Raw genomic sequence first — 11,765 nt, forward strand, 5'->3', positions numbered from 1 at the left:
GTATTATTCGTATTATTCGTATTATTCGTATTATTCGTATTATTCGTATTATTCGTATTATTCGTATTATTCGTATTATTCGTATTATTCGTATTATTCGTATTATTCGTATTATTCGTATTATTCGTATTATTCGTATTATTCGTATTATTCGGCTGGTTAAATTTGGATTTATATTTTATATCATAATTAAACCTAGCCTGATCATCCATTAGACAGACATAGGCTTCATTGATCCTTTTAAAATGATCTTCAAAAAACTTATCACCATCATTTTTATCAGGGTGAAACTTTAAAGATAATTTTCTATAAGCTTTCTTGATATCTTCTTTTGAGGCATTGGTACTAACCCCCAATATTTCATAATAATCTTTCATTGATGCTTTGTCTTCGTGTTAATTCTCAATCTTGTCCTGTATATTCTGATCCAACTCAGTAAAGAAGTTAAGGCCCGTCCGGCCTTCCAGCTCCCTTACCTTCAGCTCGTAGTTCCTCCAGCGAGTACCAGAGACATCCTGGCTATTCGGCACATCGATTGCAATGATTTCTGACTTTACACCACTATTGAGACGAATCACATCATTAATACCCTCTGGCATGATGAGAATAACTTTCCAGCAACGTTTGGGTACAGTAACCTTACCACTGGATATGGATGCGACTTCACCATTTGAACCCTTACCCCCCCCCCGTGCCATATCCTCCGGCATAGATATACGCCTCATAGCCTAATTTGACCCGAGTGCGGCAATACTCTTCCAAATCACTCCAAAGACCGCGGTTTAAGCTTGGGGCTTGGGGAATCATGTTAGTCATCAGGAACGTAGCTGAGTTATCAATCTCACTGGCCGTACGATCAACCGGATGGACATACATGGCCCCGATCAAATCCGGATCCGCTATAATCTGTCGGCCGTACCTTTATAGCATCCGAGGGCAAAGACTCATCCAGTCTAAAATCATCCTGACGGTCAATGTCTCCTAGATCACTCGTCTGTAAATGCCAGCCAACCCAGCGAGGGATACCCTGCTTATAGAGATAAGCCGCTACGTATTGCTTTTTGAATAGCGGTTTCTCATGATCAATAATTACGTAGGTCTGAGTATTGTAAGAAGGATAGCCAAGAAGGATCTGATCAGAGAGAAGGCTCTCTTGAATAGGCTCAGTTGGGTATACAGTCTTACAAGCCCAAATTGTTAAAGCTAGTGTTAAGATTACAAGTGTACTTTTGGTAGGTAGGTGTTTGGTCATATTTTCAAAGTTACTTCGCTAATACAAAGGCGGCTAAATAAGCTAGATGTATCAATCCAATTACATAAATGGTATAGATCAATAAAGCAATCCATGGGTATCTGCGATAATCTACCCTAGCATGGTCTACTCTCCAACTAAAGAATACCAACGCTGTATAAAAGAACACTACCTTAAATCGTTCCAAGAAACTTTCGGTACATTCTTTAATAACTAATTCAGTATCATGATCTGAATTTGGAGAGTAAGCTCGAAATACTTTCTTATATCCAATGAAGACTATCAACAATGAAGCTAAAAAAGCCCATACAATATTAAGCAAGATATTACTTCGCTTATACCCGAAACCCCACCAATAGTCCTGAAACTGAACTATAGATTCACCGAAAATACCGTATTTATGCCTAATTTTAAATATTTGGTACTGGATATCAAATCCTTCAATACTTTCCTCCATGTTCAATTCACGACATGTATTAATAACTTTCTCGTAAACTGTTAGCATTTCATCATATCTAAATAAACTATCATACTCAATCCAAAATAACTTAGAATCAATTATAACGTTACTTGCATTGTCCGGGGATAACGTAATTAAGCATTTACCAAGAGGATTCTTATTAAAATATTTAAATTGTGCACTGTCCATTTTACAGTAAGTAAAATTCAATTTATAATCTGCTGTTTTAAATTTGTTATTCTTTAATTTAAAATATACAGGAAGCTGTGTATCACTTAAATCAATGTCTGAATTAAATAAATTATTACTCCAATCCCATCTATATTCAGAATTATAAGAATAAATATCTAATTTCTCATTAATTGTATTATCTTTTAATGTAAAATAATCAGAATCTAATAATCTTACTAAAACTGCTTTTTTTATTAAATTTTTCTTTAAAATAATATGAGCAGCTTTACCATTTAGTGTAAAAATATCATTAAAATCGCAATATTCGAAAGAAACATAACCTTTAGATGTAGCATCAAAGTGACAGGAATTTATTAATTTCAGACTATGAACATCAATGTTATTTGCATAAATACCATCTGCTCGTACAAAATTCATTTCAGAATTACTAATCGCAAAATCTTTCTTAAAATATACTGAAAAAAATCTGATATATAATTATAATTTTTCACTTCTAACTTAAACTCTTTTTCGACGATTGTTTCTCCAATACCGATACTTTCTACACCACCTAAATAAATCAGATCACTAAAAACTTTTCCATTTGTAATAGTATCCTTTTTAAAATCTTTCAAATAAAATATCATTCTAGTAGTACCCCTTCTGAATGCTTTCAAATCATCATAGTAAAATGTTTGACCTATAGAAGTGGTGATACCAACTACGAAAATTAATAATACTGTAATCAGCTTATCCATAGTCGAATGATCTTCAATTGGTGATGTATTTTACATCTTCTTCCTAATCTGCACTTTCCTTCCGTATCGGACCACCTCATACCCTATCTCACCAACTTGTACTATATAGTACGGCTTGTCGCCCATCTCATTGACAATCTCATTCTGCTTGCGGTTGAGCTCATTGGTCAGTGGGATAAGCATCTCACTTTGGTCCAGAGCAAAAGCGGTCATGAGGTCTTGAATACCTAGGTACTGGGCAGTGAGATATTCGATTTGGGTCATGATAAAAGAATAGCAAACTCAAAACTGTCGAAAACCGATTTAGCCCTAGTGAACTGACCAATGCTAATGACTTGTTTTTCAGCTACGTGTACAACATGGCTTTTCTTCTTAAAATCACTGAGAATCGGCTTATCTACTGCACATAAAAATATCTGCGATTCTTCTGGTGTCGAATTAGAAATCAAGTCTAACATAGACTTGTAATTTTTATCAGATTGATCCTGTTGTTGAGGTGTATCAACAATTAAAGGAGATATAATTTCCTGACTGTGTTTATTAATCAAATTATACAATGCAATATAATAAGCCAGTCTACTTCGTATTTTATCAGCTTCACTTCCTTGCTTACCTAAGGTCTTAAAGTCGGTGGGCTCCTTTGTCTTATCAGAGAGTAAAGATTCAACATCTACCTTCTGAAAGAATTCAATCAGGTAATTTATGAAATCTCTATTAATGTCCTTCTGATCGTTTTTAGTATTCTTTTGATCTAGTTTAAAACTTTTTATATCAATATCTATCTCATGTATAGCAGATAAGCTTGTACTACGGCTAGTATTGATTTTAAGCCTCAATGATTTTGAAGAGTAAGATTCAATTACATTCTCCAAATCTATACTCTTATCCTTATCTTCAATCAAATATTTATCTTGTAATTTTTTAATGTCATTTTTTATATCATCTAAGCTTTTTCTTGTTTCAAGAAGATCATGTTCATATTTTGAAATTTCTTGCTTTAAGTCTTTAGCCAAATCTTCCATTTTAGACTTGTCTTTTAGAAAATCTAGCCTACTATCCATACTGTTCTCATGAATAGTACCACATACAGGGCATATCAACTCATCCTCTAATTCAGTACTTGCAAACTCATAATCTAGCTGCAGATCTTCAATACTATTAAGTACAATTTCGTATTGACTTTGCAAATAAGATCTCTCACCTTCTTGAATAGCCAAATCATTTAGTGTCAATTCTTGTTTTCGAGTTAACTCAAATAAATCATTTTGCAATTGACTTGTCAATAACGAAAACTCTTTTTCACTAATTGATAAAATAGTTTCCGGCACTATAGCCCCAATTATTTCTAACGTAGTATCATACTTATCAACATATTTTTTTGATTCTCCTTTTCAAATTTCTTTTCATTTATTTTAATCTCTAAATCATAATACTCTTTCTTCAATATACCTACATGTGTTTGTATAATTGGCTTTTCCCAATTAGGGTATTGAGTAAGATTTTCAAAATTTATAAAAGAGGACACCCAACCTTTCCATTGCTCGATATAAAATGGCGTAAAGTAATAAGCTGGAGGAGGAACTTCTAATCGATTACTATAAGAAGGTAACAGAGCAGGGAAATTAACTATCTCAGCAAATCTAGATGAATAATCACCCGTTATTTTATCATAAAACTCTACCGAATTATCATTTACTTGAATCCAGACACTATTCAATATCCGTTGAAAAGTAAAGGTTGTTTCAAGTATTGTAAAAGAAACGATTGATTTACATTTTAAATTTTTCCAATCATCATCAAAAAAGGGCTCACAACCTAGTGTCCATAATAGCATTTTTATTATTGCTGACTTTCCATAAGAATTGCTATCAGATGTTATTAGGTTTAGGTTCTCTCCGAATTCGTAATACCCCCCTTTCTCTTCTGTAGTTGATAGAATCGACAGCCTTTTGAATTTTAAGCTCTTCATGTTTCTTATTTCTTAAATTTCGAATAAATAGTTTGTAGTTTTCATTTGCCATCTTTTTGTAATATTAAGTATTCGCAAATAATTGCACAATTTAGTTTATCGTCAGACTCAAAAGAAGTTACACATTCATTCGAAAGAATTGCTTTAACTAATGACAATAAAACAATAATATCTTCTTCCTCTTTATCTAAAGTATTTATAATAGCATTCCTTATTTCTTTAATTAATGACAATTTAGTTAAAGTTAATGAATATCTATTTTGATAATAGTTTCTAAAAGCATTTTTAAATTTTACTGCTTTCATACCTTTAAATTCAAAATCCACCACTAAAAGATCAAAGTCTTCCATGATAGAAGTTTCTTCTTCGGAGACTATTAAGCTTTTTATTAACTGATCAACTGTAGTAAATGTTACCCCTTTATGAAATACAAATTCTTTCCATTTTGGATAATCTCTAATGTCTGTACCTTTTCTATGTAACTCAATTGCTAAACTTGCAAATATACTATGTGATTTGTAAGAATATTTTGGGTAAACATTCTCTATCATTCTACTTAAATTACCAACTACTGTACTTTCACTTGATGTAATAGGTAATGTGGAGTTAATAAAACCTAAATTATCCGGAAGCTTGTCCAATTGCAATTCTGAATTTAAGGCTTTAATAAAATAGTCAATTACATTATCAGTCAAATGGCAGGTATTAATGCATGTCAACTTAAGTTCTGGATCTAACGTACGTATCTTAAAACCACTGGCTGAAACTAAATTTATATTTCGAATCAGTTTTCTGAATTTAGGTTTACTCGAACTTATAAACATTTTCCCTAATACTGAATTCTTATCTTTTTCTTCTATTTTAATTAATTTATGTTCCGTAAATTCTTTTTCTGTAGCTTTAACTTGGTTGAAATCAAACTTAACTTTTTTAGGATCTATTGAGTCTGCCAATACTACATCTTCATGTGTTTCCATGAAAATAATGTACTCTTCTCCTTTATAGTGAAGCTCAATTATTTTATCAATAGCCCAATGGTATTGATAATCGAATCTTCCTAATGAAATTGAGCCCATTTTCTCTCTTTGTGGCTCAAACAATGGATTATCTTCTTCCAAAACCTATATGTTAAGATCTAAAATTCAGCAGTGAGAAATTCAAGACTAGATTTTAATGTCCATTAGCTTCAAGTGCCTTCAAACCTTCTTGAAAAGAATCATAATTCGCCGATTGTCGGCCTCCGCTTTTTTGAGGCATATATAATGCAACCATTCCTAAAGATGAGCTAACTCCTACCCCTACAGTAACAGTACTGGATACTCGGAAAAAGTATACACCGTTGGCTGTACCTATTGGTTTATATCTTTCTAAAAAGAAAGTAGCAACTTCTTTGGCTATTGCAGAATTTGATCCAAATACTAGGGTCGAAGAGGTCAATGCGTTATTTTCAAATAGGTATATAACATTTTTGAGCTTCGAGTTTTCACCCGTATAAACAATTCCCGTAGACGTACCCGTGCCATATTGAGTCCGAGTTTCTTTACTTTTTAGGGCGGCTTGGGTAATACCAAACTCGATAATAGGTTCTTTACAAGTATTATAATATGGTATCACCTTTACTATACTTTCCACTGTTTCGGATCCATTTTTTGATACCGCAGTTACTTTGGAGTCTCCTACTATGCCAGCATCGAGTTTGCCAGAAGTGCTAATTTCAGCTACATCGGTGTTGGAAGATTTCCAGGTATAGTCAGTAGCTGCAACGTCCGATGCCCCTTTTTTAAGAGTAAACTGATGCGTCTCATCATAATGAAGCGATAATTCCTGAGAATCTATTAGGGTTGCTGGTTCTTTTTGTTCCTTATTACAGGCAAGAACAGTAAGGGCAAGAAAAAGGATGGGGTAAAATTTTGCGATGAGCATAGTTGGGTGGGTTAAAATGTAATAATAAATTTTTACTATAAAAAATATAATAATCTCAATAAAAGATCACATATATTACTCAAAGTATGTGTTTTTTATACATATCATAGTTTGTTTGTGCATATTTATTAACTAATTTTACATAACTATAAACCTTTGATAAGTATGCCCTCTGAAACATCCACTCAAGCACTCACTGAATTATCTCAAATTCAAAGCCCTTCTGAATTTGATACTGATATTGATCTACTTATCGCCTTAGCTTCTGGAAGTAAGCATTTTAAGAAACTTAAGGGCTTAGAACGAACTAACATTCTTTTGAAAGCTCAGGCTTTATCAAATTACTTTCGAAGTATCAAGCATTAACGAGCCCTGCCCCGCCAGGTAGGCCTATTAACCTTTGATCATTTCCTTTAGCATCTCATTCTTAGAATTGCATATATCCAATTCTCTGCGAAGGTTATCAATGATCTCGTTCTTTTCAGCCAACTCTTTCGTGGTCTCGTCAGACTTACTCATTATTTCTGTGTACCCAAAAAGCCAATCTAACGATACATTAAATACTTCGCATATCTTCTTTGCATTCTTTAAGGATAAAGACCTTGTGCCATTTTCGATAAAAGAAATACTCCCCCTATCTGTACCTATCAAAGAAGCAAACTCTTCCTGTGTTTTATTACCACGCAATTCAATAACCCTCTGAGCCTCAATTGATTTCATAATCGACAAAAAATTATGTAAAAAATTGTAGCTAATAAGTATCTTAATAATACATTTTTGCTACATTTGTCCTGTCCTTATAACTAAGCTTAAACAAAAGTACACATATAAGCATAGCATAAGGGCTGAAAGGTTATCAAGCAGCATAGAAAATTGTAACATTTGTTACAAACATGTTTGAAAAATTGCACGGGTCTCTGGCGGAATTGGCAACGCACATCTTTCGAGGTGGTACCAATAAAGACAGAAAGTGCACTGGGCTCTTAGCTAGGCTAACAGCCATCCAGGTTCGAGTCCTGGGTAGTCTTGGCCGGGACGATGTAAAGTTTCAGGTATTCATAAGACCGCTTACCCTTGATATAGATATCAAGGTAAAGGCTTTTGACTCCGTTTTTAAGATCTTTTTCCCTTAAGCGTACTGCTTCTTTAGAGGAAGATTTTCTAGTTGCCATTTTTGTTTCTTTTGTTTCTCGGTATCCGTTGAGGCACAAAGGAGAAACAAAAATGACTAACTAACAAATGAGAAAAATGTAACAAAATGATATTAACTAACCTCATTAGATGCAGTATAAATAATTGTATATCAATTACTTGTATAATTATTAATCATTTTATTATATTATTATAGTGCAAACTCTATTTCCCGATACAAAACTTAGAAAATATATTCTCCAACAAATCATCCGTAGTAATTTGACCCGTAATTTCTCCTAGATGTAGTAAGGCCTGACGGATATCCATGCTAGCCAATCTTGGGTAATGCCCGCATCCAGCCCATTTAATGCTCTTTGCAAAGAAGCATCGGTTGCGGTTAGATGTTCGAAATGGCGTAGATTTGTTACTACGGTATCGTTCGTACGATGCTGATTAACCCGATCAAGTAACCGCTGTTTTAACTCTTCAATACCTTGTCCGGTCTGGGCGGAGATGGCCAGATCGGCGTTACTCTCCTCGGATAAATCGGCTTTGGTATGAATCGAGATCACCCGGCTTGGGTCTCCTACCCGCTCTGAAAAGAGTTCTTCAAATTCGGTGCTGGCCACGTCTGGACTGCTTAACTTCAAAATAATCTCGGCTCGGTTGAGAGCTTCTAGGGAACGTTCTACACCGATGGCTTCCACCCGGTCATTTGTGGTGCGAATACCCGCCGTATCCAGAATGCGGAATTTGATTCCGCTGATAATTAAGGTATCTTCGATGACATCGCGGGTGGTTCCGGCAATTTCAGTCACGATGGCCTTTTCCTCGTTCAGTAAAGCATTGAGCAGGGTTGATTTTCCCGCGTTCGGCGGCCCGACAATGGCTACCGGAATGCCTTCTTTCAGGGCATTTCCAAGCATGAAGGAATCAATAAGCGGCTGTAAGGTTCGACGGATGGCATTAATTAAACGGCGTAGCTGATCCCGATCCGCAAACTCCACGTCTTCTTCGCCAAAATCAAGTTCCAGTTCGATGAGTGAAGCAAAGTGAATGAGTTGCTCTCGTAGCTGAGCAATGTCTTTCGAAAATCCCCCGCGAATCTGGTGAATAGCAGCCCGGTGACTGGCATCATTGTCAGAAGCAATAAGATCGGCAACGGCTTCAGCCTGGGCTAAATCCAACTGACCATTCAGAAAAGCCCGTTGCGTAAACTCTCCCGGCTGAGCCATCTGACAGCCATTCTGGATTAGTAGTCGCAGGATTTTCTGAATAATATAGGCCGATCCGTGGCAGGAAATCTCGATGGTATCTTCACGAGTGTAAGAATGCGGCGTTCTGAATAAGCTGAGTAATACCTCATCCACAATGCCTCCATCTTCATCCCGAAGGGTTCCGAAAACGATCGTGTGGCTAGCCTGATCCGCCAGCTTTTTACCTCGAAATAGTTTCTGAACAATGGGGAAAGTCTCGGCACCCGACACCCGAATCACGGCAATAGCTCCAATTCCAACGGGAGTAGCCAGGGCACAGATGGTAGATTGAGCTATAATCGACATGATTAGTTTACTGTTTGGGATTTTGAGTTTAGCGTTATTTACACTCTACTTCCTAATACAAATTCTATTATTTTCTGAACATTTAAATAATTATTAGACAGACTATTATCCATCTCTTGCTCATCTAATAGTTCATCACCATTTATTTTCTCATTCCATCCTTCACTCATTCAAAATTATAAAAAGCAAACCCTGACGAATTGGTTCATCAGGGTTGCTGGACTCTTGAGATTAAATCGCTGAGATTTAGAAAAGATCCTTCAATTTCATGGCGAGTGACATATCACCGCTGATGTTAATTTTTCCGAACATCAGAGCCGTCATGGGATTCAGATCGCCCGTCATCAGCTTGCTGAGGTCTTTTGCACTGATTCCGATGGTAACGTCGCTTTCACGATCATCGTTGTAAACGGTTCCATCACGGTCAATCACAATGTTACCTTCGTCAGTCTGAAATTTTATAACGTCACCGGTTCCGCCCTTCTGAGCCGCCAGTTGCTTGATTTTCGCGTCTACTTCTTGAAATGTCATAGATGTCTGTTAAATAAAAAGGTTCAGCGTTTCTAACTTCACCCACAAAAGGGCCGCAAGTTGCTTAGTTCTGATGAAATAATCAACCCTGACTTTTGAAAAATAGTCCAGAAGGAATCCAGGGAATAATCTTCTTCTCGAAAGGAACCGCTGGAACTGCCAACTGATCCGCCCATTCATCCCCCAACAAAAACCGCATTTGGGCGGCAGGTAAGCTTTTTAAAGCTTCTGGAATATCTTCCTGCATAACCTTCAACAAGGCCCGAGTTAATAACTGTCCCTCCGTTGAGGCTCGGAATAAGTGACGGGAAAGCTGCTGACTCAGGATATACGCTTCCCGTAAATTAATGGGGAGCAATTCTTCAGCTACCCCACTTAAAAAGCCAGCTACTTTCCAGAAATGCAGGTAGGATTCTTCCTCTTTTTCATCCAAATGAACGTTCATTTTTCGGAGCCCCAATACTACTAAATAACTGAAAGACAGATTCGTTCCAACCATATCTTCCTGATTAATGGGCATTCCCCACGCAGGATTCCATTTGCCAGAATGAAGCGAAAACCAGCGAACGGCGGCATGAATTAATCGTACGTTCAGAAGGCGTTCGAGTGCTTCGGGGGAATCTCCCTTCCAGGCGGATTCATCCAGAATGCCAAAAACAAATTCACCCGTTTCTTCCAGTCTTTTACGGGTATCGTTCTGCATCCGCTGCGAAAGCATTAACACCTGAACGCCATCCGCCCCCAGGTACGTATAAGGCAAAGACATACATCCTAACAATAAGGTTACGATATCCTTATTCTTTTGAAACAACTGACAAGCCTTGTCTATTTGTCGCTGATCCGCCCAGGCCGGTAACTGATGATGCGTTTCGTAAAAATCCTTACAGTAAGGATCGTCCTTTAGCTGAATGTGTCCTGCCGTCCGCTCCAGCAATAGCTGCCGAACCCCTTTCGCTCCTCCTTTTTCTGCCATAACGGACACTACTGCATCAGCCGCCGGATCCATTTGCTGGCGATACTGATTAAGCAATTCCGTTGAGAAAAAACGAGTGGTTTTGATGATCCGGGTGCTCATAGGCTAGTTGATGCGGTGTTCTTTGTAATTAGCAGCAGAAAGTACATTACCTAGTTCCGAGAATTCTTCGGGACTTAATGTGGCCTCCCCCGCTTTCAGGGCGTCTTCCAGTTGCTTCAACGTTCGAATGCCGACTACCGCCGCAGCCACCGCTCTCGGAAACAAGGCATAACGAATCGCCGTAGCCGCTTCGTTTCGCTCTGCTGAACTTAGGGCTTTTATGGCTTCTGCGGCCTGTTGAACCTCGCTTTCATTATAATTCAGGTACGGTTCCGGCGTTTTACCCGCCAGTAAACCTTTCGCCACACTTCCGCGAGCAAGAACGCTGATGTTGTGCTCCGCGAGTAAATCCAGTACATTTTCTTCAGGCCGACGATCCAGTAAACTGTACTGCATCATAACGCTGGCAATGTTCGAACGCTTGACGTATTCATTAATGACATTGGGACGAATGGAAGAAATGCCGTACGCCCGGATTTTTCCCTGATCTTTCAGTAACTCAAACGCCTCAATGGTCTCGTCTATCGGATCTTCAATTGTGCCGCCGTGTAATTGGTAGAGGTCAATGTAATCCGTTTGAAGCCGTGTCAGGCTTTTCTCAACCGATTCAAGAATATAGGCTTTGGTCGGGTTCCAGTCCCAGCCTTTTCCATCTGCTCTTTCCTGATTACCCACTTTGGTGGCCAGAACAATATCTTTCCGGTGCGAACGCAGGGCTTCTCCTATCATTCGCTCGTTTTCTCCTTTGTTATAAATATCAGCCGTATCGAAAAAAGTAATTCCTTTGTCAAAAGCCTGCTGAAGTAACTGCGTAGCAGTCTCCTTTTCCAGCGACATGCCGCCAAAGGCAATTTCGCTGACTACTAAATCGGACGATCCAAGTCGGGTATAATTCATAGCTTACTGATCAAATAATGACTGGCGGAATCT

At 37.5% G+C, this 11,765-nt stretch carries 17 protein-coding genes and 1 pseudogene; 1 reads left to right on the forward strand and 17 read right to left on the reverse strand.

Annotated features, from left to right (window positions below; translation table 11 throughout):
* The 11 genes from BWI96_RS23030 to BWI96_RS20930 form a co-directional block, all read right to left on the reverse strand.
* The coding region (locus BWI96_RS23030; RefSeq protein WP_157830475.1) for a DnaJ domain-containing protein at positions 1-377 on the reverse strand (377 nt) is incomplete at its 3' end.
* A gap of 18 nt (positions 378-395) precedes the next feature.
* Positions 396-698: a DNA/RNA non-specific endonuclease gene (locus tag BWI96_RS20885; RefSeq protein ID WP_157830476.1), complete on the reverse strand. Its 303-nt coding sequence runs from the start codon at positions 696-698 to the stop codon at positions 396-398.
* Positions 679-876 carry a DNA/RNA non-specific endonuclease gene (locus BWI96_RS23505; RefSeq protein WP_106638439.1) on the reverse strand — a complete coding sequence of 66 codons (198 nt, stop codon included), beginning with the start codon at positions 874-876 and terminating at the stop codon, positions 679-681. Before BWI96_RS23505 ends, BWI96_RS20885 begins: the two co-directional genes overlap by 20 nt.
* A complete protein-coding gene (locus tag BWI96_RS23510; RefSeq protein ID WP_106638440.1) occupies positions 857-1,252 on the reverse strand; it encodes a DNA/RNA non-specific endonuclease in 396 nt (131 codons plus the stop codon). The genes BWI96_RS23505 and BWI96_RS23510 overlap by 20 nt, the downstream gene beginning before the upstream one ends.
* A 10-nt stretch (positions 1,253-1,262) precedes the next feature.
* Complete coding sequence (locus BWI96_RS20900; RefSeq protein ID WP_106638441.1) at positions 1,263-2,321, reverse strand: hypothetical protein; 1,059 nt, start codon at positions 2,319-2,321, stop codon at positions 1,263-1,265.
* Entirely contained in the window at positions 2,318-2,641 is a 324-nt protein-coding gene (locus tag BWI96_RS20905) for a hypothetical protein (RefSeq protein ID WP_106638442.1), read from the reverse strand. Before BWI96_RS20905 ends, BWI96_RS20900 begins: the two co-directional genes overlap by 4 nt.
* A gap of 30 nt (positions 2,642-2,671) precedes the next feature.
* Positions 2,672-2,905, reverse strand: coding sequence for a hypothetical protein (locus BWI96_RS22745; protein WP_106638443.1), 234 nt, complete (start codon positions 2,903-2,905; stop codon positions 2,672-2,674).
* Positions 2,902-3,969: a hypothetical protein gene (locus BWI96_RS20915; protein WP_157830477.1), complete on the reverse strand. Its 1,068-nt coding sequence runs from the start codon at positions 3,967-3,969 to the stop codon at positions 2,902-2,904. Before BWI96_RS20915 ends, BWI96_RS22745 begins: the two co-directional genes overlap by 4 nt.
* Positions 3,970-3,986: 17 nt before the next feature.
* Positions 3,987-4,610: a hypothetical protein gene (locus BWI96_RS20920; protein ID WP_106638445.1), complete on the reverse strand. Its 624-nt coding sequence runs from the start codon at positions 4,608-4,610 to the stop codon at positions 3,987-3,989.
* Between the two features lie 41 nt (positions 4,611-4,651).
* On the reverse strand, positions 4,652-5,728 hold the full coding sequence (locus BWI96_RS20925) for a dsDNA nuclease domain-containing protein (protein ID WP_106638446.1): 1,077 nt from the start codon (positions 5,726-5,728) through the stop codon (positions 4,652-4,654).
* A 52-nt stretch (positions 5,729-5,780) separates the two neighbouring features.
* On the reverse strand, positions 5,781-6,533 hold the full coding sequence (locus BWI96_RS20930) for an Ig-like domain-containing protein (RefSeq protein WP_106638447.1): 753 nt from the start codon (positions 6,531-6,533) through the stop codon (positions 5,781-5,783).
* 165 nt (positions 6,534-6,698) lie between these two features.
* On the opposite strand from BWI96_RS20930, the gene BWI96_RS20935 reads away from it, so the two are divergent.
* Positions 6,699-6,899, forward strand: coding sequence for a hypothetical protein (locus BWI96_RS20935; RefSeq protein ID WP_106638448.1), 201 nt, complete (start codon positions 6,699-6,701; stop codon positions 6,897-6,899).
* Between the two features lie 27 nt (positions 6,900-6,926).
* On the opposite strand, the gene BWI96_RS20940 is transcribed toward BWI96_RS20935, so the two are convergent.
* The 6 genes and pseudogenes from BWI96_RS20940 to BWI96_RS20965 form a co-directional block, all read right to left on the reverse strand.
* A complete protein-coding gene (locus BWI96_RS20940) occupies positions 6,927-7,253 on the reverse strand; it encodes a helix-turn-helix transcriptional regulator (RefSeq protein WP_106638449.1) in 327 nt (108 codons plus the stop codon).
* A 272-nt stretch (positions 7,254-7,525) separates the two neighbouring features.
* Complete coding sequence (locus BWI96_RS20945; RefSeq protein WP_106638450.1) at positions 7,526-7,705, reverse strand: Arm DNA-binding domain-containing protein; 180 nt, start codon at positions 7,703-7,705, stop codon at positions 7,526-7,528.
* A 184-nt stretch (positions 7,706-7,889) separates the two neighbouring features.
* Positions 7,890-9,229, reverse strand: a pseudogene (gene mnmE, locus BWI96_RS20950) (tRNA uridine-5-carboxymethylaminomethyl(34) synthesis GTPase MnmE).
* A gap of 246 nt (positions 9,230-9,475) precedes the next feature.
* Complete coding sequence (locus BWI96_RS20955; protein WP_106638451.1) at positions 9,476-9,760, reverse strand: SCP2 sterol-binding domain-containing protein; 285 nt, start codon at positions 9,758-9,760, stop codon at positions 9,476-9,478.
* Positions 9,761-9,842: 82 nt separating this feature from the next.
* Entirely contained in the window at positions 9,843-10,835 is a 993-nt protein-coding gene (locus BWI96_RS20960; RefSeq protein WP_106638452.1) for an oxygenase MpaB family protein, read from the reverse strand.
* A 3-nt stretch (positions 10,836-10,838) separates the two neighbouring features.
* Positions 10,839-11,732 (reverse strand): aldo/keto reductase, encoded by an 894-nt coding sequence (locus BWI96_RS20965; RefSeq protein ID WP_106638453.1) that lies wholly within the window; start codon positions 11,730-11,732, stop codon positions 10,839-10,841.
* Positions 11,733-11,765 lie beyond the last annotated feature (33 nt).

It is taken from the genome of Siphonobacter sp. SORGH_AS_0500, assembly GCF_002838835.1.
Classification (GTDB): Bacteria; Bacteroidota; Bacteroidia; order Cytophagales; family Spirosomataceae; genus Siphonobacter.

Coding starts and splice junctions, on each gene's coding strand:
- BWI96_RS23505 (WP_106638439.1), bottom strand. CDS start 876: ATGTATGTCCATCCGGTTGATCGTACGGCCAGTGAGATTGATAACTCA.
- BWI96_RS20905 (WP_106638442.1), bottom strand. CDS start 2,641: ATGGATAAGCTGATTACAGTATTATTAATTTTCGTAGTTGGTATCACC.
- BWI96_RS20900 (WP_106638441.1), bottom strand. CDS start 2,321: ATGAATTTTGTACGAGCAGATGGTATTTATGCAAATAACATTGATGTT.
- BWI96_RS20960 (WP_106638452.1), bottom strand. CDS start 10,835: ATGAGCACCCGGATCATCAAAACCACTCGTTTTTTCTCAACGGAATTG.
- BWI96_RS20940 (WP_106638449.1), bottom strand. CDS start 7,253: ATGAAATCAATTGAGGCTCAGAGGGTTATTGAATTGCGTGGTAATAAA.
- BWI96_RS20965 (WP_106638453.1), bottom strand. CDS start 11,732: ATGAATTATACCCGACTTGGATCGTCCGATTTAGTAGTCAGCGAAATT.
- BWI96_RS20955 (WP_106638451.1), bottom strand. CDS start 9,760: ATGACATTTCAAGAAGTAGACGCGAAAATCAAGCAACTGGCGGCTCAG.
- BWI96_RS20920 (WP_106638445.1), bottom strand. CDS start 4,610: ATGAAGAGCTTAAAATTCAAAAGGCTGTCGATTCTATCAACTACAGAA.
- BWI96_RS20945 (WP_106638450.1), bottom strand. CDS start 7,705: ATGGCAACTAGAAAATCTTCCTCTAAAGAAGCAGTACGCTTAAGGGAA.
- BWI96_RS20935 (WP_106638448.1), top strand. CDS start 6,699: ATGCCCTCTGAAACATCCACTCAAGCACTCACTGAATTATCTCAAATT.
- BWI96_RS22745 (WP_106638443.1), bottom strand. CDS start 2,905: ATGACCCAAATCGAATATCTCACTGCCCAGTACCTAGGTATTCAAGAC.
- BWI96_RS23510 (WP_106638440.1), bottom strand. CDS start 1,252: ATGACCAAACACCTACCTACCAAAAGTACACTTGTAATCTTAACACTA.
- BWI96_RS20930 (WP_106638447.1), bottom strand. CDS start 6,533: ATGCTCATCGCAAAATTTTACCCCATCCTTTTTCTTGCCCTTACTGTT.
- BWI96_RS20885 (WP_157830476.1), bottom strand. CDS start 698: ATGGCACGGGGGGGGGGTAAGGGTTCAAATGGTGAAGTCGCATCCATA.